This is a genomic window from Mycobacterium sp., assembly GCF_002863225.1.
Classification (GTDB): Bacteria; Actinomycetota; Actinomycetes; order Mycobacteriales; family Mycobacteriaceae; genus Mycobacterium.
Genome location: NZ_PKEK01000090.1, coordinates 64,176 through 86,129 on the forward strand (window position 1 = coordinate 64,176; position 21,954 = coordinate 86,129).

Here is a 21,954-nt window from a genome sequence, read left to right on the forward strand (position 1 = left end):
GCTGAACTGGCTAGGGGAGGTCCGGTGGCGCGGGAGTCGAAGAACTCCCCGAACTCGACGGACCCTCGCGCTTGGGATCTTTGGGCGGGGTGGGTATCTTCTCGGTCTCGGCTTCGGCGCCGGACACCCGCTCGACCGGTGGTTCGCCGCGGCCGAAGAACCCGCGATCGGACTTCTCCAGCTCGGGGTCGTTCAGAGCCGTCTCGGTCCGCAGGCTGAACGAGCCGAGCAGCAGCCCACCGATCAACGCGATGACGCCCGCCGCGGTGAAGGTGATCGGTAGCACCCGCGACCACAGCGCCAACCGGTCGCGCTCATTGCGGGCGGCGTTGACCTGCGACTCGACTGTCTCTTCGTTGGAGGTGACCTTGTAGTCGGCCAGCGTCACCTCGGGTTTGAGGGCGTCGCGGGCGTAGTAGTGATTGGCCCGCTCCTGCTCTTTGACGATTGTGCCGGACTCGGGATCGACCCAGAACGTCCGCTGTGCCGCGTAGTAGCGGGTCATCGTGATCTTCTCGTCGGGATCGCCGGGCAGGCCCCACATCGAAGCGCTGTTGGTGACCTTGCTGTCCGCGTCGTCGGCGTAGAGCGACGGATACCGGATCGGCTCGGCCAGCTTGCCGTCGGCGTCGTAGCCGACGTCCTGAGTGAACTTGTACGCGGTCAAACCGTTGACGTCTTCTTCGCCGGTGTAATTGGCCTCGAACGCCTTCTGCGCGATCGGGTCGAAATACGGGTAAGAGCGCTTCTCGGTGTGAAAGGGGAACCGGTAGGACAGCCCATCGTGCGGCAGCGCGATGTTGGTGGCCGGGCTCTCGTCTTTGAAGCCGCGCGGCTTCTGCACCGCACCGCCGGGATGGGTGTCGTCCGACACCGCCGAGGCGGTTTTCCGGTTGAGCGTGACGGTATCGACCAGGGCGAGCAGTAACCCGGAATCCTTCTGCTTGTCGCTGCGCCGAACCGAGCTACCCACCTGGAACGTGACGACGTCGGCATTGGCGGGGGACTCGACGTCGATCTGCTGCTGGGCCACCACTGGAACGTTCTTGTCGACGACGAGCTTGGGGCTGTACAGCGAAGCCGGGTCGACGGTCGTGCCGCTTCCCTCGCCGATCAGCGTCGCGTCCAGATCGAGCGGAATCTTGGTGATTCTGCTGCCCGTGTAGGTCGACAACAGCAGCGCGGCGATCAGCAACGCGGCCCCGAGTCCCATGATTCCGCACGCGGCCATCCGCAACATGACTGCTCGGTTCACGTTGCCGTGACCTCCTTCTGGTCTCGTCTGGTTCAGGCCAGCAAACCTGTTCCGCCCGAACCCCACGTCGACCTGGGGTTCTGCCGCTGGCGGCGCTGCAGCGAAGCAAAACTCGTTCGACCCTAACAGCATTATTTAAGGTCCCTGTTTATGTCCCCGGGGTGGGCAAACGGGGTGTACCCATTCACCGGGCAGACTGTCGGCATGCGATCGAGCGGCCAATCCGGCGACGGCGAGACGGTCGGCGGCACCCGCAAATTCCTGCCCGCCGTCGAGGGCATGAGGGCCTGCGCTGCTGTCGGCGTCGTCGTCACCCACGTCGCCTTCGACACCGGACACAACGGTGGGGTCGACGGCCGGTTGTTCGGTCGATTCGATCTGGCCGTCGCGGTGTTCTTCGCGCTGTCGGGATTCCTGCTGTGGCGCAGCCACGCGGCCGCGGCTCGGGGGCTGGCGCCGCGGCCGGCGAGCGGTCACTACCTGCGGTCGCGGATCGTCCGGATCATGCCGGCCTATCTGGTTGCGGTCGTGGTGATTCTGACCCTGCTGCCGCAGGGCAATCACCCGAGCCTGACCGTGTGGCTGGCGAATCTCTCGCTCACCCAGGTGTACGTGCCGCTGACGTTGACCGCCGGCCTGACCCAGATGTGGAGCCTGTCGGTCGAGGTCAGCTTCTACCTGGCGCTGCCGATCCTCGCGATGCTCGCCGCCCGGCTACCGCTGCGCGCCCGGGTGCCCGCCATCGCCGTCGTCGCGGTCGCGAGTCTGTTCTGGGGCTGGATCCCGTTTCATTCGCCGCCCGGACTCAATCCGCTGACCTGGCCGCCGGCCTTCTTCTCGTGGTTCGCCGCCGGGATGCTGCTTGCCGAGTGGATTCATGCCCCGATCGGCTGGCCGCATCGACTGGCGCGACACCGTTTTTTGCTGGCCGCCGCGGTGCTGGTGGCCTACCTGGTGGCGGCGTCGCCGTTGGCCGGTCCCGCCGGCCTGGTCCCGAGCAGCAGTGCGCAGTTCACCGTGAAGACCGCGATGGGTGCACTGGTGGCCGCCGGACTGGTGGCGCCGTTGGTGCTCGATCGCCCCGGGGACGGTCATCGGTTTCTGGGCAGCCCTGCGATGGTCACGCTCGGACGCTGGTCGTATGGCATCTTCGTGTGGCATCTTGCCGCGCTGACGATGGTGTTCCCGGTCATCGGTCTGTTCGCGTTCCACGGACACATGCCCAAGGTGTTGCTGTTGACCCTGGTCTTCACCATTGCGATCTCTGCGGTGAGCTATGCGCTCGTCGAGTCACCGTGCCGGGAGGCGTTGCGGCGCTGGGAATCTCGCCGCAGCGCGCGTCGCGACGAGCCGGTCAGCCCGCGTCAAGAAGAGGCAATCGCGCCATGATGTCCGCGCGGACCGCCGAGCGGCGGGCCTTACCGGCGTCGTCGCGCAGGGGAGTGTCCACGAACTCGACGGTCTGCGGCACCTTGTAATGGGCGATGCGGTCGCGCAGGAAATGCTGCACCGTGTCCTCGTCCAGATCGGCCCCGGCCTGAACCAGGGCGTAGGGCACCTGCCCGAGATCCTGGTGCGGCACGCCGACAACCAAGCAGGACAACACCTTCGGGTGCTCCGACAGCGCCGCCTCGATCTCGGCCGGATAGACGTTGCGTCCACCGACGGTGAACATGTCGACCCGCCGGTCGGAGATGTAGAGAAACCCGTCTTGGTCGAAGTAGCCGAGATCGCCCAGCGAATCCCAGCCGTCGCGCGAGCGCGCGGTCGCACCGACGTAGCGGTAGGTCGGTGCGCTACCCGGGCTCGGCCGCATGTAGATTTCGCCGACTTCACCGGGCGGGCACGGGTTGCCGTCGTCGTCGAGCACCTTCATCTCACCGGCCACCACAACGCCGACCGAGCCGCGGTGAGCCAACCACTGGTCGCCGGAGATGAAGGTCAGCGCCTGTAACTCGGTGCCGCCGTACAGTTCCCACACTTTCTCCGGGCCGAGCAGATCGATCCAGGCCTGCTTGATGGCGGGCGGGCAGGGCGCCCCGAGATGCCAGAACCGGCGCAGCGACGACAGGTCGTAGGCGTCGGGGTTTTCGTGGTAGACCGGCAGACACCGCTGCATGATGGTCGGCACCGTCGTCAAGAATGTGACATGAAATTCGCTGATCAGTCGCAGGAAGTTCGCCGGCTCGAACCGGCTCATCAGCACCAGGTGGTGGCGCATCAGCAGCGCGATGGTCGCCGTCGTGAAGCCGGTGTTGTGCGACAGCGGCACCGGCACCAAGGTGACGTCGCCCTCCTGCGCACCCAGCGGGTAACCGATTGCCGCCGGAATTCTGCTGTCGCCCCCGGATTCGATGAGCTTGGGCCTTCCGGTGCTGCCGCCCGATCCCATCGCCTTCCACACCGGCGACACCGCCTCGGGCAGCGGATCGTCGGACAGTGTCGGGTCGGGCACGAATCCGGTTGGCACGCTAGATATTTCGTCGTGAACCCGGCCGACCAGCAAGGTCGGTGGGCGCAGCTCGAGCAGGCCGGCCAGCTCCGCATCGGGAAGGCGCGCCGACAGCGGCTGGGGCACCGCGCCCAGCTTCCAGCACGCCACCGCGGCCTGGATCCACTCGATCGAGTTGGGTAGCACCATCGTCACGTAATCGCCGACACCGACCCCGCGTTCGGCATAGGCACGGGCCAGCCGGTTGGTGGAGCGGTCGAGTTCGCTGCGGGACAACGTGCGCCCGTCGCAGGTGACGGCTGGCTCGTCGGGAGCGAGTGCGGCCAGCGCGGAGATCTGGGCGCCGATCGGGGGGACCGGCGCGGTCATGCGTAGGCGCCCTGCCGCTCGAAGATGCGACGGGGGTTGTCGACGAGCATGGTGTGCAGTTGCTCATCGGTGACCCCGCGTTCTTTGAGCGCGGGGATGACGTCGTTGTGGATGTGCAGGTAGTGCCAGTTCGGCGCCATCTGCGGCACCAACTCTTCCGGCAGGGCGTCGAAATAGCAGTTGGCGTCGTGGGACAACACCATCTTGTCGGCGTGCCCGCGCTCACACATCTGCGCGACGATGTCGACCCGGTCCTCGAACGGTGAGATCAGGTCCAGGCCGAACCGATCCATCCCGAGGTAGGAGCCGGGGGCGATCAGCTCTTCGAGGTAGCCGATGTCGGTGCTGTCACCGGAGTGTCCGATGATCACCCGGCTCAGGTCCACGCCCTCTTCCTCGAAGATCTTCTGCTGCTCGAGCCCGCGTCGCAGCCCGGCATGGGTGTGGGTGGAGATCGGCACCCCGGTTCGCTTGTGCGCCTGGGCGACCGCGCGCAGCACCCGCTCGACACCCGGGGTGATACCGGGTTCGTCGGTGGCGCACTTGAGGATTCCCGCCTTGACACCGGTGTCGGCGATGCCCTCCTCGATGTCGCGGACGAACATGTCGGACATGATCTCCGGGCCACCCAGCAGTCCGCCGGGGCCCTCGTAATGGAACCGGAAAGGAATGTCGTTGTAGGTGTAGAGACCGGTGGCGACGACGATGTTGAGATCGGTGGCGGCGGCGACCCGGGCGATGCGCGGGATGTAGCGGCCCAGCCCGATCACGGTCAGATCGACGATGGTGTCGACGCCGCGTGACTTCAGTTCGTTGAGTCGGTCGATGGCATCGGCAACCCGTTTGTCCTCATCGCCCCAGGCTTCGGGGTAGTTCATCGCGATCTCGGTGGTCATGATGAACACGTGTTCGTGCATCAGCGTGACGCCGATATCAGTGGTAGTGACAGGTCCGGAAGCGGTATTCACTGACGACACGTAGCCGACTCTAGGACGACCCGTCACCGCTTGTGGGCGGTTCGAGAAGTGGCTCCGGTGACGGCATCGCCGGCGCACAATGTCGGCATGGCCGACGAACTCGACCAACTCGACGGCACTTCCGGCTCAGTGCGACTCGACCACCGGGCGCAGACGCTGGTGTTCGAGCACTGGGGTTCGGTGGCGACCGACGAGCAAAGAGCCGCGTCTCCGGTAGTGATTCCGCTGGGTGCGATCGGCGCGGTGGAACACCGGCGCGGCCGCTCCACCAACTGGTTCTGGGTTGTCCGGCGTGGTCACAAGCCGTGGCGCAAAGGCGTGTGGAGCGATCCGTGCGGGATGGTGTCGACCGCCGATCCAGCGGACTTCGCCGAACGGGTCCGGGTCGCGGTCGCAAGCGCCACACCGGCACCGGACGAAGCGCCGGTCGATGCCGACGTTGCCCGGGCGCGACGCCGCGGCTGGCGCGGCAAGTTCGCCAAGGGCGTCGGGCGAGCGGTCGTCGACGGCTTCTTCAACACCCGTTGAGGGCATAGCCGTCGGGTCAGAAGGCCTCGTCGTTGGCCGCTGCGCAGCAGTATGGCGAAACTTGCGTTCCACGAAGCATTTCGGGGGTATCAACTTCTGCGGCCAGCGGAGCCATGACGCGATTTATCTGGCCGTACCCCCTTGTGACGTGACGTGGCTCACAGTAGTGCGACCACTGGTCATCCAGTGGAGGAGGGCTGATGCCGACGGTCACCTGGGCTCGCGTGGATCCCGCGCGTCGCGCTGCCGTCGTCGAAGCCGCCGAGGCGGAGTTCGGTGCGCACGGCTTCTCCGGCGGCAGCCTCAATGTGATCGCCCGGCGGGCGGGTGTGGCCAAAGGCAGCCTGTTCCAATACTTTGCCGACAAGCGTGACCTCTATGCATTCATCACCGACGTCGTGAGCCAGCGGGTGCGGGCCCACATGGAAGCGCAGATCGATCAGCTCGACCCGAGTCGGCCGTTCTTCGAATTCCTGACCGACTGGCTCGACGTGTGGATCGCGTACTTCGCCGATCACCCGCACGAACGGGCCGTGCACGCGGCGGCGACCCTCGAGGTGGACACCGATGCCCGCGTCAGCGTGCGCAACGTCATCCACCGCCACTACCTGGAGGTGCTGCGACCACTGGTCCGCGATGCCCAACTGCGGGGCGATTTTCGCAAGGACGCCGACGTCGAAGCGTTGATGTCGTTGCTGCTGTTGATCTTTCCCCACCTGGCCCTCGCGCCGTACGTACGCGGCCTGGACCCGATTCTCGGCCTCGACGACCCCAGCCCGGATCAGCCCGCGCTGGCGGTCCGTCGCCTGGTTGCAGTGCTCGCGGCCGCATTCGCGCCCGTAAACAACAAAAATGTTCAGCCACAAAAGATCTGAGGAGGTCTGATGACACGCACCGGTTCGAACTCACTGTCCGCCGGCGGTCTCAACTGGGACAGCCTGCCGCTCAAGCTGTTCGCGGGAGGCAACGCCAAATTCTGGAATCCCGCCGACATCGACTTCTCCCGCGACCGTGCCGACTGGGAGCGGCTCGACGACGACGAACGCGATTTCGCCACCCGGTTGTGCGCGCAGTTCATCGCCGGCGAGGAAGCGGTGACCGAAGACATCCAGCCGTTCATGTCCGCGATGCGCGAAGAGGGACGCCTCGGCGACGAGATGTACCTGACCCAGTTCGCGTTCGAAGAGGCCAAGCACACCCAGGTGTTTCGGCTCTGGCTCGACGCCGTCGGAATGACCGGTGACCTGCAGAGCTATCTGGAACCCCTGCCGGCGTACCGCACGATGTTCTACGACGAACTGCCGGACTGTCTCAACGCTCTGTCGTCCGACGCCTCACCCGCGGCCCAGATCCGCGCGTCGGTCACCTACAACCACGTTGTCGAGGGAATGCTGGCGCTCACCGGGTACTACGCGTGGCACAAGATCTGCGTGGCGCGCGGAATCCTGCCCGGCATGCAGGAATTGGTGCGTCGCATCGGCGACGACGAGCGTCGGCACATGGCCTGGGGCACCTTCACCTGCCGTCGCCACGTCGCCGCCGACGACGCCAACTGGGCGGTCTTCGAGAACCGGATGAACGAGTTGATGCCGCTGGCACTGGAGGCCACCGTGCAGGGGTTCGCGCTGTTCGACGTGATGCCGTTCGATCTGGTCCAGGACGAGTTCATGCAGTACGCCGCGGACAAGGGGATGCGCCGGTTCGGCACGATCTCCAGCGCGCGGGGCCGTCCGCTCGGCGAGATAGACCTCGACTACTCGCCGGTCCAGCTGGAAGACACCTTCGCCGCCGAGGACGAGAAGGCACTGGCGGCTGTCTGACGGCGCCGAAATCGACGTCAGCGCGAGATCGTCCGAGAAGGATCCGCGCTGCCGTCGATCTCGACGAGCCTGGCGCCCCGTGGTGTCTAGCCGACCCACACCGTCTTGGCGTTGCAGAACGCCCGGATGCCCAGGTCGGCCAGCTCGCGGCCGTAGCCGGAACGCTTGACCCCGCCGAAGCCGAGCTCGGGGTAGGAGACCGTCATCCCGTTGATGAAGACCTGGCCGGCCTCGATGTCGTCGATGAACCGCTCCTGCTCGGCTACGTCGTTGGTCCACGCGTTGGACCCGAGACCGAACGTGGTGGCGTTGGCGATCTCGATCGCCTCGTCGATGTCCGAGGCGCGGTACATCGAGGCGACCGGGCCGAACACCTCCTCGGTGTAGAGAGCCATGTCCTTGGTGATCTCGGTGACGACGGTCGGCGGGTAGAACCAGCCGGGCTGGTCGGGCTTGGTGCCACCGAGGCGCACCTTGGCGCCCGCGGCGACGGCGTCGTCGACCTGCTTGGCGATCTCTTCGCGGCCCGACTCGGTGGCCAGCGGACCCACGTCGGTGTCCGGGTCGGTCGGGTCGCCGACCTTGAGCGCTTGCATCTTCTCGACGAACTTGTCGACGAAGGCGTCATAGACATCGGTGTGCACGATGAAACGCTTTGCGGCGATACAGGATTGACCATTGTTCTGCACCCGGGCGGTGACCGCGGTCTTGACCGCCTCGTCGAGGTCCACCGACGGCATCACAATGAACGGGTCGCTGCCGCCGAGTTCCATCACGCTCGGCTTGATCTCGTCACCGCAGATGGCGGCAACCGCCTGGCCGGCCGGTTCGCTACCGGTGAGGGTGGCCGCCTTGACCCGCGGGTCGCGCAGGATCGACTCGACCGCGCTGGACGACACCAGCAGGGTCTGGAAACAGCCGTCCGGAAAGCCGCCGCGGGCGATGACGTCGGCCAGATACAGCGCCGACTGCGGCACGTTGGAGGCGTGCTTGAGCAGGCCGACGTTGCCCGCCATCAGTGCGGGCGCGGCGAATCGCACGGCCTGCCAGAGCGGGAAGTTCCACGGCATCACGGCCAGTACCACCCCGAGCGGCTGCCACCGGGTGTAAGCCCGTTTGGCGCCGACCTTGGACGCCTCGGCCGGCTCGTCGGCCAACAGCTTCTCGGCGTTCTCCGCGTAGTAGCGAAAACCCTTGGCGCACTTGATTGCTTCGGCTTTCGCCGACTTGAGCGTCTTGCCCATCTCGAGGGTCATCAGCGCGCCGACTTCGTCGGCTTCTTTCTCGAGCAGGTCTGCGGTCGCGTTTGCCCACTCGGCGCGCTGGGCAAACGTGGTGGAGTGACGGTAGTCGAGGAATCGCTCGTGGGCTTTGGCGATTGCTGCTTCCACATCACTGTCGGTAGCCGGGGTGAAGGTTTTGACTGTCTCGCCGGTGGCCGGGTTGACGGTGGCGATGGGCACGCTGACATCCTTCGGTTGCGAAATAGTTGTTGAGCCTTTCAACACCTAGCCTGCCACTAACGTTCCCAACAAGGGAGAGGCCGATGAGCAAAGCCGCAGAGCTGATAGTCAAGTGCCTGGAAAACGAGGGCGTCGAGGTGGTCTTCGGACTGCCGGGCGAAGAGAACATCCGCTTCGTGCAGGCCCTGGCATCGTCGAGCATCCGCTATGTCCTGACCCGGCACGAGCAGGCGGCGTCGTTCATGGCCGAGATGTACGGCCGGGTCACCGGGCGTGCGGCGGTGGTCTCCGCCACCCTGGGCCCGGGTGCGATCAACATGCAGCTCGGTGTCGCCGACGCCACCACCAACAGCACCCCGCTGGTCGCGATCTCCGCCCAGGTCGGTCAGAACCGCGAGTACAAGGAGTCACACCAGTACGTCGACCTGGTGTCGATGTTCGCCCCGATCACCCGCTGGGCCGCCGACATCCCGACCGCGCAGGCGATACCGGAGATGGTCCGCAAAGCATTCAAGCTGGCCGAGACCGAGCGCCCCGCCGCGGTGTATCTCGCGGTGCCCGAGCACATCGACGCCGACGAAGCCGACTACGAGCTGGGGCCGTTGCCGCGCAACGTCGTTCACGCCGAGGCGCCGGCCTTCCGTCAGGTGGCCCGCGCCGTCGACATCCTGCGCGAGGCGAAGCGGCCGGTGTTGCTGGCCGGGCATGGCGCCGCCCGCTCCAATGCGACCGAGGCCCTGGTGCGATTCTCCGAGAAGTTCGGCGTCCCGGTGGCCAACACGTTCCACGGCAAGGGCGTCATGCCCGACGACCACCCCAACAGCATCGGGGCGCTGGGGTTCATGCGCCACGACTACGTGAACTTCGGGTTCGACAACGCCGACGTCGTGATCGCGGTCGGCTACGAGCTGCAGGAGTTCGACCCGGTGCGGATCAATCCGAAGGCCGACAAGAAGATCATCCACATCCACCGATTCCCCGCCGAAGTCGACGCGCACTACTCGGTCGCTGTCGGCATCATCGGCGACATCAGCGCCTCACTCGACGCGGTCACCGAAGCGCTCGACGATCACGTCTTCGTCGCCGACCCGGAGATTCCGGGTGCCGGTCTGCTCAGCGAGGAATTCAGCCGCGGACAACAGGATTCGCGATTCCCGCTGGCGCCCGCCCGGGTGGTCGCCGACACCCGCGCCGCACTGGATCGCAGCGACGTGGTGCTGGTCGACACCGGCGCCACCAAGATGTGGATGGCCCGGCTCTACCCGACTTACGAGCGCAACACCTGCCTGATCTCGAATGGGCTGTCCACCATGAGCTTTGCGCTGCCCGGTGCGATGGGGGTCAAACTGGCGCAGCCGGACTCGAAGGTGCTGGCGGTGGCCGGTGACGGCGCCTTCCTGATGAACTCGCAGGAGATCGAGACCGCTGTCCGGGAGAAGATCCCGCTGGTGGTGCTGATCTGGGAAGACGGCGGCTACGGCTTGATCGAGTGGAAGATGGACCTCGAACTCGGTGAGCACCACTACGTCAAGTTCGGCAATCCCGACATCGTGAAATATGCGGAAAGCTTTGGAGCCAAGGGCTATCGGATCTCCAACGCCGATGAATTGCTGCCGACGCTGCAGGCCGCGCTGGCCGATGACGGGGTGTCGTTGATCTGCTGCCCGGTGGACTACTCCGATAACCTGCGGCTGACCGACCGGCTCGGCGAGCTCGACGAGTCGCTCTGACGCGGTCCGTTGCGCGTCACGGTCGAGACGGCCAGCGCGGCAAGGGAAGTCAGGGCCAGCAGCTGCACTCCGGCGGAATGGCCGGCGTATCCGTCGACCGACCGCCACGGGTGGCGCGAGAGCGCCGCGCCGGCCAGGATCAGGCCACCGGCGCTCAGCCACAGCGTGGCCTGGTCGCGTCGCAGTGGACGATCGCGCAGCACCCATCGCAGACCCAACGCGGCACCGAAGATCACCAGGCCCGCCCATCCGGCTATGGCAAAGCCGGCTGCCAGGACCGGCGCCGCGACCCACGGTCCGGCGTGCCAGGGCAGCGCGGCAGGGTCGGTGCTGCGCCGCCGCGACGGCCACCAGGCCAGCGCGGCCAGCAGCGGTAGCAGCGCCAGCCCACCGGCCAATCCCACCCGGTACAGCGAATTCGGCGCAAAGGTCAAGGTGATCGTGCCCGTCGTCCCGGGGGGTACGACCCAGGCCTGCTGCCACCCGTTGACCGCCAACGCCGTCAGGCGGGTTCCGGCGTCGGTGCGGGCCACCCAGCCGGCGTTGATGCTCTCCGGCACGACCAACACCCTCGGCGTCACGGCCGCCGCGACCCGCACCTCGCGGCGGGCCGGGGTCCACGAGCCGGTCTCCGCGGGGGTGGCGCCGGCCGACGGTACGGCCGCCGGACCGGCGAGCTGCGCGCCGTCGACGACGAATTGCGACCCGGGGCTGACCACCAGCTCCTGCTGACCTGCGGGTAACGTGAGCGGATCGCGGTCGCACGGGTGGGCGCTCACCGGGGTGCCGGCCAGCAGCGCACCCACTGTCGTGTGCACCTCGGTGTGCACGAATCGGCCGGCGATCGCGATGACCGGGCCGTGCTCGCAGTCGACGGTGACCGGACGGTCCCGGTTGCGACGTGCGTCGGCCGCCGCAATCGGCTCGCCCCGGCCGTCGAGCACTGAGACTTCGGCCAGGCCGGGTGGTTTGAGCTGGTCGAACCCCAACGCGGTGCGGTCGATGACGTCTTTCCAGTCGAGCAGGCTGATCGTGACGGTGTCGGTCTGCCGCGGATGAAGTGAAAGAGTTTGTGGCCCAGACGTTTCCAGTGTTCGGACCTGCGGGCCGTCGCCGAGGTCGACGGCCACCATCGTCGGGTGGGCGGGCACCGGGGAGGAGCTGGGGGTCAGTCGCAGGCCGGTCACCTCGGTGGGCCGGGGCAGGGTGACGGTGAGCGTCGGCGCCGTCCTGTGCTGCACCACGCGCTGCGGTGCCGTCCAGGCGGTGGCCGGGTCGCCGTCGGTGGCGGCGTAGGCCGCGCCGAGCACGTCGACCGAATCGGCGTCTCCATGGGCCTGCGTGGTGTCCGGTTCGGCGATCAGCTCGGCCAGGTTCGGCCCCTGGCGTGCCCGCACCCAGATCGTCGGCGTCACCTGCATAGGCGTGGGCACGGTCAAGGTGCGGCTGAAGGTGGCGGGTGTTTCGGTCGCCAACGCCATCGACGGCGCGCACTGCATGCCGGTCAGTCCCGGCGCGCAACCCGGCCGACCCAGCGGTTCGGATCCCAGGTCCCATTGTGCGACAGCAGCATTCGGGGGAGCGCCGGGCACCAGCGCGGTGTGCCGGATGTTGATCGGGTGCGCGAAGCCCTTCGCGTCGTACTGGGTGATCGACAAGTCGGTGATGGCGAACTGCACGCCCGGTGATCCATCGTCGGTCCCGATCGCGGTGATCCGGACCCACGGGGTCTCGCCGTAGGGCAGTGCTGCGGTGACCGGTTTGCCGGCCTCGTCGAAGCGCAGAGTCGTTGTACCGGTGACGGTTTCGATCTCGACACGGCGGACCTGGGCTCCGACGGTGGTTGCGCTGGGGGTGATGGTGATGACGCTGTTGGTCACCGGCTGGTCGAAGTCGACCTGAAGCCATTGCCCGACAGCGGATTGCAGCGCGTTGGACACCCAGGCGGTCGCCGAATCGGCGTCGATGGCTGCGGCCGGTGATGCCGCGGTGGCCACGTCGGGCAGAGCCGTCGAATCCGACGACGAGCTCGACGCCGTCAACCGGCCACCGCTCCAGGCGCCGTAGACGGTGTCGGCACCGGGGCTCGGATAGTCCGGCACCCGGTTGAAGGTGTGCCGGGTGTCGCCCTGCGCTCGGATCGCCGACGAATGCTCGTCCACCCGGCCGTAATCGACCTCCCGCGCCAACGGGGTGTCGGTGACCGTGACCACCGGCACCGGCAGGCCGGCCGCCACGGCGTCGGCGGTCAGCAGGGCCGGACCGAGCGCGGGCTGCCCGGTCAGCCGGCGACGTCCGTCGAGGCGCAGCAGCGCCTCGGGGCCGCCGTCCACGCGCGGCATCTGCTCGACCTCGGCGAGGTACGGAGCGGCGGGATTGCGGGCGCCCGCGGTGACGCGGTAGATCTCGACGGCGGGGTACCGCGGGCGCAGGCCGCTGTCGGAGACGAATCCCGTCATCGGGTCGGATCCGACCGGCGCGCCGAATTCGGCGACCTTCTGCAGCCTCGGTGAGCCCGTGATCGCCCGGTGCACCAGGATCGGGCGGGCCGACCGCGAGGTGTCGGGATCCAGGTCGTTGCGCACCACCAGGTACGAAATACCCTGTCCAACAAGCGTATCGGCAAGCCCGGCCGACGGTGTCCCGGCGGCGAACAGGCGCTGTACCGAGTCCAGCGCACGAATCGTCTGCGGCGGAGTCAACGGAATCGAATCGCGCACCCCCCAGGGACTCTCGCCGAGCACCTGCAGCGGCTCGTCGTGGCTGGTGCCCCACAACTGGGTGGCGAACGGCGCGCCGGGCACCACCAGGACCCGGCCGGGCGTCGGAGTGCCGCTGTTGTGGACGGTCAGCCAATCCGCCGTCTCCTGCCAGTATCGCGGTATCGCCGTGAAGGTGCCCGGTGCGGACAATCGCCCGGTCCACGCCAGCGAGGTGCCGGCCATCAACGCCGTCAACACCACGATCCCCACCGCGACCCGCCTGTCGCGTTCCGGGTGGGCAAATGCGCTCACCCACAACGCCTTTGGTGCGCTACCGGGCAGCGGGACCCGGCCCAGCAGCTGCGCCAGACCCAACACGACGGGGATGCGGATCAGCGACTCCAGCTTGTGCACATTGCGAACGGGTGCGCCGGCCGCGTCCAGGAATGCCTGAACCTGGTGTGCCACCGGCGAACCCAGTCCACCGCTGTATCCGACGCCCAGCAGGACCATGCCGACCAGCAGCATCGTCACCAGCCGGCCGCGCGCGGGCATGCCGGTCATCGCGAGCCCGGCCAGACCGGCCGCCGCCACCAGGCAGGTCGCCAGAATCGCGACGGATCCGGTGACCAGCGGTGCGCCCGCGGTGGCGTTGGGCGCCACGAACGGTGTCCAGCTGTCGGTGCCACGCAGCACCTCGACCACCGACGACCACTGCGTCGTGACACCGGACGACTCGATGAAATCCAGGAACGGCGGGCTGATCCGGGCCATCAGAATCAGCGCCACCAGCCACCACGTCACAGCCAGTGCGGTGGCCAGCAACGACCACGCCGTGTAGCGCCACCAGCGGCGGTTGGGCCGGTGGCTAGCCCACCACAGCACCGCGGGCAGGCAGCCGGCCAGCGTCGCGATCGCATTGACGGCGCCCATCAGCGCGACGGCCACCCCGGCCTGGCCGGCCAGCCGGCGCACCGAGCGCCCGTCCTGCCGCAGCGCCAGGATCGTCGGCAGCAACACCCAGGGCGCCAACATGATCGGCAGGGTCTCCGACGAGATGGAACCCACGGTGGTCAGCACCCGCGGCGACAGCGCGAACGCCGTGGCCGCGATCACCCTCGACGCCGGGCTGCCGATACCCAGTGCCTCGGCGACCCGGAGCAATCCCCAGAAGCCGACGGTCAGCAGCAGCGCCCACCACAGCCGCTGGGTGACCCAGCCCGGCAGCCCCGCCAGATGACCGATCAGAAAGAAGGTGCCATGCGGAAAGAGGTAGCCGTAGGCCTGATTCTGCGCCTGCCCGAAGGGCAGCTCGCTGTTCCACAGGTTGGTGGCCCGGTGCAGAAAACGCAGCGGGTTGGCGGTGAGGTCGAGCTTGGTGTCCGGGGAGATCCGGCCGGGTTCCGAGCCGAAGCTCAGCGCCAGCATGACCGCCGCGACAAGCCACAGCCAGCGTCGAGACAAAGGACCGCCGGACGGCTCGGCTTGGTTGCCCGGCTGCTCACCGGGCCCGGCATCGGCCCGCACGCTGACCTGGGCCAGGCTAGCTGCGGTTGCCGTACTCGACCCGGTTGAGCACCGACGACTGCGGGTCACCTCCGGGCAGCGGTGGCTTGGTGTCCTGCTGCACCATCAGCGTGATCCCGAAGATCGCGGCCGCCCCCAGCAACAGGCCGACCACGACACTGGCGGCGGCGGGCGCGACAAACCGGTTCATCGCTGACCAACCTAGCAGAGCGCGAGGTCGCCGCCCTCGAGGTCGCCGGGCGTCCCACCGGGTCGCGCGCATGACAGCATGGCCTGATGGGTTTGCCACGCCTCCTGGCCGTGCCTGTCGCCGTCATGACGCTGATCACCGGTTGTAGCCATTCGTCGCAGAAGTCCGGGCCCGCCCCGTCGTCGTCGCCGACAATCAGCGCGCTGCCGCCGGCCAAGCCGGCATGCGGGGACCCGGCCTCGCTGCCGGCCCGCGAGAAGCTATCGCAGCTGCTGATGGTGGGCGTTCGCGATGGCGCCGACGCCAAGGCAGTGGTGACGACGTACCACGTCGGCGGCATCTTCATCGGTAGCTGGACCGACATGTCGATGCTGGGACCCAATCTGGTCAGGGACCTGAGCGTGAACACCGCGCTGCCGGTGGCGGTCAGCGTCGACGAGGAGGGCGGCCGGGTGGCGCGGCTGTCCAAGCTGATCGGGCCGGCGCCGTCGGCGCGCGAGCTGGCCAAGAAGTACACGCCAGAGCAGGTCTACGGCATGGCCCTGGACCGGGGCCACCGGATGCGCGGCCTCGGCATCACCGTCGACTTCGCGCCGGACGTCGACGTCACCGATGCCCCTGACGACACGGTGATCGGCGACCGGTCCTTCGCCGGGGACCCGGAGAAGGTCGTCGAATATGCCCGGCAGTATGCCCGAGGCCTGCACGACGCCGAAATACTGCCTGTGCTCAAGCATTTCCCTGGTCACGGCCACGGATCGGGCGACTCGCACACCGGCTCGGTGATCGTGACGCCGCCGCTGGCCCAGTTGCAGGACGACGACCTGGTGCCCTACCGGGTGTTGCTGACCGCCCTGGACAAGCAGGGCGCGATGGTCGGTCACCTGCAGGTTCCAGACCTGACCGGCAACGAACCGGCCAGCGTCAGCCGGGCCGCCGTGCAGATGCTGCGCACCGGCTCGGGATACAACGGACCGCACTTCGACGGGCCGATATTCAGCGACGACCTGTCCAGCATGGCCGCGATCAAGGACCACTACACCGTGCCCGAAGCGGTCCTGCGCACCCTGCAGGCCGGCACCGACGTTGCGCTGTGGATCACCACCGACGAGGTGCCAGCGGTGCTGGACCGGTTGGCAAAGGCCTTGGACGCGAAAGAGTTGAAGATGTCCGACGTCGACGACTCGGTTCGCCGTATCGAGAAGTTCAAAGGCCACAAGTCGGACTGCGGACCGTAATTCGGCGTCCCGCCCGCTGATTGCTTAGTCTGAACGGGCGAAGCAGCTAGAAGGGGACAGCATGGCCGGTGGTACCAAGCGATTGCCGCGTGCTGTCCGAGAACAGCAGATGCTCGACGCCGCCGTCGAAATGTTCTCCATCAACGGGTATCACGACACCTCGATGGACGTGATCGCGGCCAAAGCCGAAATCTCCAAGCCGATGCTCTACCTGTATTACGGCTCCAAAGAGGAACTGTTCGGCGCGTGCCTGGACCGCGAGCTGGCGCGATTCGTCGACGGTGTGCGCGAGGACATCAACCTCGATCAGAGCCCGAGAGACTTGCTGCACAACACAATCGTGGCGTTCATGCGTTACATCGATGCCAACCGCGCGTCGTGGATCGTGATGTACGCCCAGGCCACCAACTCGCAGGCGTTCGCCCACACCGTGCGCGAAGGCCGTGACCGCATCATCGCCCTGGTGGTCCGGGTGCTGCAGGCGGGAACTCGAAACCCCGATCCGGACACCGACTTCGAGATGATCGCGGCGGCGTTGGTGGGCGCGGGTGAGGCGATCGCGACCCGGCTGAGCACCGGAGACACCGATGTCGACGGGGCGGCCGACGTGATGATCAACCTGTTCTGGCGCGGACTCAAGGGCAAGCCGACCGACAAAGACGCGGCCGAACCCCTCGCCGAATCCGGTTAACCGAATGCGCAGCCGCAACACTGATTTCGTGGCTGCCGTTGTGATCGTCGGGCTGCTGGCCGGCTGCGCCGGGTTGGCGACGACGACGCTGCTGCGCTTCATCGAGCATCTCACCTACCACTACACGTTCGGATCGTTGCTCGAGGGCGTGACCGCGAGCAGCCCCATCCGTCAGGCCGTCGGGCCGATGCTCGGCGGTGGTCTGGCCGGGCTGGGCTGGTGGATCCTCCGGTCGAGGTCTGAGGTGGCGCCGCTGGCCGCGGCCGTCGCACATCGTGAGCGTATCCGCTTGTTGCCCTTCACTTTCGACGCCGCCCTGCAGGTGCTGGTCGTCGGCTCCGGTGCTTCGCTGGGCCGAGAGGTGGCGCCACGCCAATTCGCGGTCGCACTGAGCAATCTGGTCACCGGTTGGCTCAAGCGGCTGAGCGAGCGCGACCGCGAGATCCTGCTGGCATGCGCGGCCGGCGCCGGACTGGGCGCGGTGTACGCGGTACCGCTCGGCGGTGCGGTGTTCACCCTGCGGATCATGCTGAAGTCCTGGCATCCGCGGGCGGTCGGTGCCGCGCTGATCAGTTCGAGCCTGGCCGTCTCGGTGTCGTCGTTCGTCACGCACGACAAACCGAACCTCCTCTGGCCCAACCCGAATGTGTCCTACTTTCTCGTCGCGTACGCGGTGGCGCTGGCCCCGTTGTCGCTGGGCGTCGGGCTGGTGTTCAACCGGCTCATGGGCTGGGCGGCGCAACGCGAGCTGCCCAAGTCGTGGCTGCTGATACCCGGGATCGCCGGCGCCGGGCTGCTGGTCGGTGTGTGCTCGCATTGGTGGCCCGAGCTGCCCGGCAACGGCCGCTCGATTCTCAACGTGATCTTGGCGGGCGGGATGACGCTGAACACCGCGGCCATCGTGCTGGTCCTCAAACTCCTTGTGACGGCCGCGTTCCTACGCGTCGGCGCCAGGGGTGGTCTGTTCACGCCGGCGCTGGCGACCGGCGCGGCGGCCGGCACGATCCTCGTGCTGACCATCAACGCCGTCGCCGGCACCCAGTTCCACGTGCCGGCCGTCGCCCTGGCCGGCTCGGCCGGCGTGCTGGCCATCACCCAGAACGCGCCACTGTGGGCGGCGATCTTCGTCTGGGAACTGGCCAGGCCGCCGTTGTGGCTGTTGGCGGTGTTCTTGACCGCCGCCTCGAGCGCCCACGGACTGCGGCTACTGGTGCAGCGCAGCCGCTAAAGCGCCCGCACTGTGCCCGTCAGGTAGGGATAACCCTTGGCGATGTTGCGAAGGCTGATGTCCCAACCGTTCTGGCCCTGATCGACGTACAACCCAGCGCTGGCCGGCAGCAGCAGCGGCTTGCCGAACCGCACCGAATATGTCACCGCATCAGGGAGGCTGGCCTCCAGGTTCGCCAATACCGCTGCCGCGCTGAACATTCCATGCGCGATGGCAGTGGGAAATCCGAACAGCTTGGCGCCCACAGAGCTGGTGTGGATCGGGTTGTGATCACCGCCCACCGATGCGTAGCGGCGAATCTGACCGGGGCTGACCCGCAGGATCGCTTTGGGGGCGGGCAATTTGGGTTGCTTCTGCGGTGGCGGCTTCGGCTCGCCGGACAGGCTGGTGCGTTGCTGGTGCAGGAAGGTCGTGACCTGATGCCAGGCCACCTCGTTGCCCACGCTGATATCGGTGAGGACGTCGACCAGTAGGCCCTTGCGATGTTCCCGCAGATTTTCGGCGTGGACCGCGATACCGATCGTGTCGGTCACCCGAATCGGTCGGTGCTGGGTGATCTCGTTCTCCAGATGCACGGATCCCATTGCGGCAAAGGGGAAGTCGAAGCCAGACACCAGCGACATCACGGCCGGGAAAGCCAGCGCGAACGGATATGTCAAAGGGACCGAATCGCCGTAGCGAAGGCCGGTGACCTCCGCGTACTCGGCCACGTTCGCGCGGTCGATGGGCAACTCGTCGACCGTCACGGTCCGATCCGGCAGGTGGCTGCCGCGTGGCACGAACGGCAGCGCACCGGCCGCCGCTCGCAGCATGTTCCTCAGCCCGCTCGGTTGCACGTCAGCCATCCGCGCCGCTCCTCGTCATCGCTGTGCTCTGCTTCGTCATCGGCGCGTTACGCTCCCAACATGGCTTGGCCGCACACCCGAATCGTGTTGCCAGTCACCGCGTTCGACGCCGGGCTGGCGAAGTAGGCGATCGCCTCGGCGACGTCGACCGGTTGACCGCCCTGGTACAGCGAGTTGAGTCGACGGCCAACCTCGCGGGTGGCCAGCGGGATCGCCTCCGTCATCTTGGTCTCGATGAAGCCAGGAGCGATCGCGTTGATCGTGACGCCCTTCTCGGCCAGCTTTGGCGCGAGCGCCTGGGTGAGCCCGATCATGCCGGCCTTGGTGGTGGCGTAGTTGGTCTGCCCGCGGTTGCCCGCGATGCCCGCCATCGACGACAGACCGATCACCCGGCCGCCTTCTCCGATGCTGCCGTTGTCGACCAGACCTTCGGTAAGACGTTGCGGCGCAAGCAGGTTGACGGCCAGCACAGAGTTCCACCGAGCGTCGTCCATGTTGGCCAGCAGCTTGTCGCGGGTGATCCCGGCGTTGTTGACCAGGATGTCGGCGTGGCCGTTGTAGTGGTCGCGCAGATGCTCGGTGATCTTCTCGACCGCGTCGGGGGCGGTGACGTCGAGCGCCAGCGCGGTGCCGCCGATCCTGGTGGCCGTCTCGGCCAGCGGCTCCGCGGCGGATTCCACGTCGATCGCCACGACGCGCGCGCCGTCACGTGCGAACACCTCGGCGATCGTGGCGCCGATACCGCGGGCTGCGCCGGTCACCACGGCGACCTTGCCGTCCAGTGGCTTGTCCCAGTCTTTCGGCGGTGTGGAGTCGGCGGCGCCGACGTAGAAGACCTGGCCGTCGACGTAGGCCGACTTGGCCGAGAGCAGGAAGCGGAGCGTCGACTCGATGCCGGTCGCGGCCGGTTTGGCGTCAGGGGACAGGTACACCAGCGACACGGTGGCACCGCGCTGCAACTCTTTGCCCAGCGAGCGGGTGAAGCCTTCGAGCGAGCGTTGCGCGATCTGCTCGTCGCTGTTCTCGGCTTTGTCGGGGGTGGTGCCGATGACGACGATGCGACCGGAGTGGCCGAGGTTGCGCAACAGCGGGGTGAAGAACTCGTGCAGCGCCGTCAACTTGGTCGGGTTGGTGATGCCGGTGGCGTCGAACACCAGTCCGCCGAAGGAATCCGCCCAGCGCCCGCCGAGATTCGCGCCCACCACCTCGTAGTCGGCATCCAGCGCCGCCCGCAGCGGCTCGACGACCCGGCCCTCACCGCCGATCAGCAGCGACCCGGCCAGAGGCGGCTCACCGACCCGATACCGTCGCAGCTTCTCGGGCTGCGGTACGCCGAGTTGCTTGGCGAGAAACGCACCGGGCCCGGAGTTGACGACTTGGGAGAATAAATCGGCTGCCACTAGGTTGCCTTCCATGGTGTCGGGTATCTGTACGTTAGTCGAGAGCTAACTTACTCCAGAGTAAGAACAGTGGGTAGTATGGCTCCCAACACCGGATAACCATCGATTGACGGAGATAAGCGTGCCTACTGAAAGCACTCCAGCTGAAGGCTCCACTGCTAGTTCCCAGGCGACCGTCGCCAAACGACGCGTTGCGGTACTGGGTGGCAACCGGATCCCGTTCGCGCGCTCGGACCGCGCCTACGCCCAGGCCTCCAACCAGGACATGTTCACCGCCGCCCTCGGCGGGCTGGTCGACCGGTTCGGCCTGTCGGGCGAGCGACTGGGGGCGGTCATCGGCGGTGCCGTGCTCAAGCACAGCCGTGACTTCAACCTGATGCGCGAATCCGTGCTCGGTTCCGCGTTGTCGTCCTACACCCCGGCCTTCGACCTGCAGCAAGCGTGCGGCACCGGGTTGCAGGCGGCCATCGCCGCCGCCGACGGCATCGCTGCCGGCCGGTACGAGTCGGCGGCGGCGGGCGGAGTCGACACCACCTCCGACGCGCCGATCGCCCTGGGCAACAACCTCCGTCACACCCTGCTCGGGCTGCGCCGGGCCAAGTCCAACGTCGACCGGCTCAAGCTGGTCGGCAAGCTGCCGGCCAGCCTCGGCGTCGAGATCCCGGTCAACAGCGAGCCGCGCACCGGGCTGTCGATGGGTGAGCATCAGGCGGTCACCGCCAAGCAGATGGGCATCAAACGGGTCGACCAGGACGAGCTGTCCGCGGCCAGCCACCGCAACATGGCGGCGGCCTATGACCGCGGTTTCTTCGACGACCTGATCACCCCGTTCCTGGGCCTCTACCGCGACGACAACCTGCGGGCGGACTCGTCGGCGGAGAAGCTGGCCAAGCTCAAGCCGGTGTTCGGCGTGAAGGCCGGCGACGCGACCATGACCGCGGGTAACTCGACCCCGCTGACCGACGGCGCCTCGGTGGCGCTGCTGTCCACCGAGGAGTGGGCCGCCGAGCGCTCGCTGACCCCGCTGGCCTACTGGGTGGATGCGGAGACGGCATCGGTCGACTACGTCAACGGCGCCGACGGCCTGCTGATGGCCCCGACCTACGCCGTACCGCGGCTGCTGGCCCGCAATGGGCTCACCCTGCAGGACTTCGACTTCTACGAGATCCACGAGGCTTTCGCCTCGGTGGTGCTGGCCCACCTGCAGGCCTGGGAGTCCGAGGAGTACTGCAAGGAGCGGCTCGGCCTGGACTCCGCTCTGGGCTCGATCGACAAGTCCAAGCTGAACGTCAACGGATCGTCGCTGGCGGCCGGGCATCCGTTCGCCGCAACCGGCGGTCGGATCCTGGCGCAACTGGCCAAGCAGCTACATGAGGCCAAATCCAAGAATGGCGGCAAGCCGGTGCGTGGCCTGATCTCGATCTGCGCGGCCGGCGGTCAGGGCGTCGCAGCCATCCTGGAAGCCTGATCTGCGCGGCTGGGTCCCCGTTTAACCACGTCAGCGCTCGGGTAGCCGAATTATCGGATAGCTCCGTGTTG

At 67.3% G+C, this 21,954-nt stretch carries 17 protein-coding genes; 9 read left to right on the top strand and 8 right to left on the bottom strand.

Annotated features, from left to right (window positions below; translation table 11 throughout):
* Window positions 1–10: 10 nt before the first annotated feature.
* Complete coding sequence (locus CYU59_RS25550) at window positions 11–1,255, bottom strand: DUF3068 domain-containing protein (protein WP_293004082.1); 1,245 nt, start codon at window positions 1,253–1,255, stop codon at window positions 11–13.
* Between the two features lie 204 nt (window positions 1,256–1,459).
* Between CYU59_RS25550 and CYU59_RS25555 the strand changes: the two genes are divergently transcribed.
* Window positions 1,460–2,644, top strand: a complete 1,185-nt coding sequence (locus CYU59_RS25555) for an acyltransferase (protein ID WP_293004083.1) — start codon at window positions 1,460–1,462, stop codon at window positions 2,642–2,644.
* On the opposite strand, the gene CYU59_RS25560 is transcribed toward CYU59_RS25555, so the two are convergent.
* Both CYU59_RS25560 and CYU59_RS25565 read right to left on the bottom strand, forming a co-directional pair.
* On the bottom strand, window positions 2,610–4,076 hold the full coding sequence (locus tag CYU59_RS25560; protein WP_293004084.1) for an AMP-binding protein: 1,467 nt from the start codon (window positions 4,074–4,076) through the stop codon (window positions 2,610–2,612). The genes CYU59_RS25555 and CYU59_RS25560 overlap by 35 nt on opposite strands.
* A complete protein-coding gene (locus CYU59_RS25565) occupies window positions 4,073–5,053 on the bottom strand; it encodes a phosphotriesterase-related protein (RefSeq protein WP_293004085.1) in 981 nt (326 codons plus the stop codon). The genes CYU59_RS25560 and CYU59_RS25565 overlap by 4 nt, the downstream gene beginning before the upstream one ends.
* A 57-nt stretch (window positions 5,054–5,110) precedes the next feature.
* Here CYU59_RS25565 and CYU59_RS25570 point away from each other — a divergent pair, with 57 nt between their 5' ends.
* The 3 genes from CYU59_RS25570 (at window position 5,111) to CYU59_RS25580 (ending at window position 7,401) form a co-directional block, all read left to right on the top strand.
* Window positions 5,111–5,581, top strand: a complete 471-nt coding sequence (locus tag CYU59_RS25570) for a hypothetical protein (RefSeq protein WP_293004086.1) — start codon at window positions 5,111–5,113, stop codon at window positions 5,579–5,581.
* Window positions 5,582–5,781: 200 nt separating this feature from the next.
* Complete coding sequence (locus CYU59_RS25575; protein ID WP_293004087.1) at window positions 5,782–6,456, top strand: TetR/AcrR family transcriptional regulator; 675 nt, start codon at window positions 5,782–5,784, stop codon at window positions 6,454–6,456.
* A 9-nt stretch (window positions 6,457–6,465) separates the two neighbouring features.
* Window positions 6,466–7,401, top strand: a complete 936-nt coding sequence (locus CYU59_RS25580) for a R2-like ligand-binding oxidase (protein WP_293004088.1) — start codon at window positions 6,466–6,468, stop codon at window positions 7,399–7,401.
* A gap of 86 nt (window positions 7,402–7,487) precedes the next feature.
* Here CYU59_RS25580 and CYU59_RS25585 read toward each other — a convergent pair whose 3' ends face one another.
* Window positions 7,488–8,864, bottom strand: coding sequence for an NADP-dependent succinic semialdehyde dehydrogenase (locus CYU59_RS25585; RefSeq protein WP_293004089.1), 1,377 nt, complete (start codon window positions 8,862–8,864; stop codon window positions 7,488–7,490).
* An 83-nt stretch (window positions 8,865–8,947) separates the two neighbouring features.
* Between CYU59_RS25585 and CYU59_RS25590 the strand changes: the two genes are divergently transcribed.
* A complete protein-coding gene (locus CYU59_RS25590; protein ID WP_293004090.1) occupies window positions 8,948–10,594 on the top strand; it encodes an acetolactate synthase large subunit in 1,647 nt (548 codons plus the stop codon).
* Here the strand turns inward: CYU59_RS25590 and CYU59_RS25595 are convergent.
* Entirely contained in the window at window positions 10,537–14,724 is a 4,188-nt protein-coding gene (locus CYU59_RS25595) for an alpha-(1->3)-arabinofuranosyltransferase (protein WP_293004128.1), read from the bottom strand. The genes CYU59_RS25590 and CYU59_RS25595 overlap by 58 nt on opposite strands.
* 115 nt (window positions 14,725–14,839) lie before the next feature.
* Entirely contained in the window at window positions 14,840–15,013 is a 174-nt protein-coding gene (locus CYU59_RS25600; RefSeq protein ID WP_067342410.1) for a DUF2613 domain-containing protein, read from the bottom strand.
* Window positions 15,014–15,138: 125 nt separating this feature from the next.
* Between CYU59_RS25600 and CYU59_RS25605 the strand changes: the two genes are divergently transcribed.
* The 3 genes from CYU59_RS25605 to CYU59_RS25615 all read left to right on the top strand — a co-directional run bounded on the left by CYU59_RS25605 (window position 15,139) and on the right by CYU59_RS25615 (window position 18,170).
* Window positions 15,139–16,251, top strand: a complete 1,113-nt coding sequence (locus CYU59_RS25605; RefSeq protein WP_293004129.1) for a glycoside hydrolase family 3 N-terminal domain-containing protein — start codon at window positions 15,139–15,141, stop codon at window positions 16,249–16,251.
* 61 nt (window positions 16,252–16,312) lie between these two features.
* Window positions 16,313–16,942 (top strand): TetR/AcrR family transcriptional regulator, encoded by a 630-nt coding sequence (locus tag CYU59_RS25610; protein WP_293004091.1) that lies wholly within the window; start codon window positions 16,313–16,315, stop codon window positions 16,940–16,942.
* A 4-nt stretch (window positions 16,943–16,946) separates the two neighbouring features.
* Window positions 16,947–18,170 carry a chloride channel protein gene (locus CYU59_RS25615; protein WP_293004092.1) on the top strand — a complete coding sequence of 408 codons (1,224 nt, stop codon included), beginning with the start codon at window positions 16,947–16,949 and terminating at the stop codon, window positions 18,168–18,170.
* Here the strand turns inward: CYU59_RS25615 and CYU59_RS25620 are convergent.
* Both CYU59_RS25620 and CYU59_RS25625 read right to left on the bottom strand, forming a co-directional pair.
* Window positions 18,167–19,015: a MaoC/PaaZ C-terminal domain-containing protein gene (locus CYU59_RS25620; RefSeq protein WP_293004093.1), complete on the bottom strand. Its 849-nt coding sequence runs from the start codon at window positions 19,013–19,015 to the stop codon at window positions 18,167–18,169. The genes CYU59_RS25615 and CYU59_RS25620 overlap by 4 nt on opposite strands.
* A 47-nt stretch (window positions 19,016–19,062) precedes the next feature.
* The gene (locus CYU59_RS25625; protein ID WP_293004094.1) at window positions 19,063–20,415 is read right to left on the bottom strand and encodes a 3-oxoacyl-ACP reductase; all 1,353 of its coding nucleotides are present in this window, start codon (window positions 20,413–20,415) and stop codon (window positions 19,063–19,065) included.
* Window positions 20,416–20,536: 121 nt separating this feature from the next.
* On the opposite strand from CYU59_RS25625, the gene CYU59_RS25630 reads away from it, so the two are divergent.
* Window positions 20,537–21,883, top strand: coding sequence for an acetyl-CoA C-acetyltransferase (locus CYU59_RS25630; protein WP_293004095.1), 1,347 nt, complete (start codon window positions 20,537–20,539; stop codon window positions 21,881–21,883).
* Window positions 21,884–21,954 lie beyond the last annotated feature (71 nt).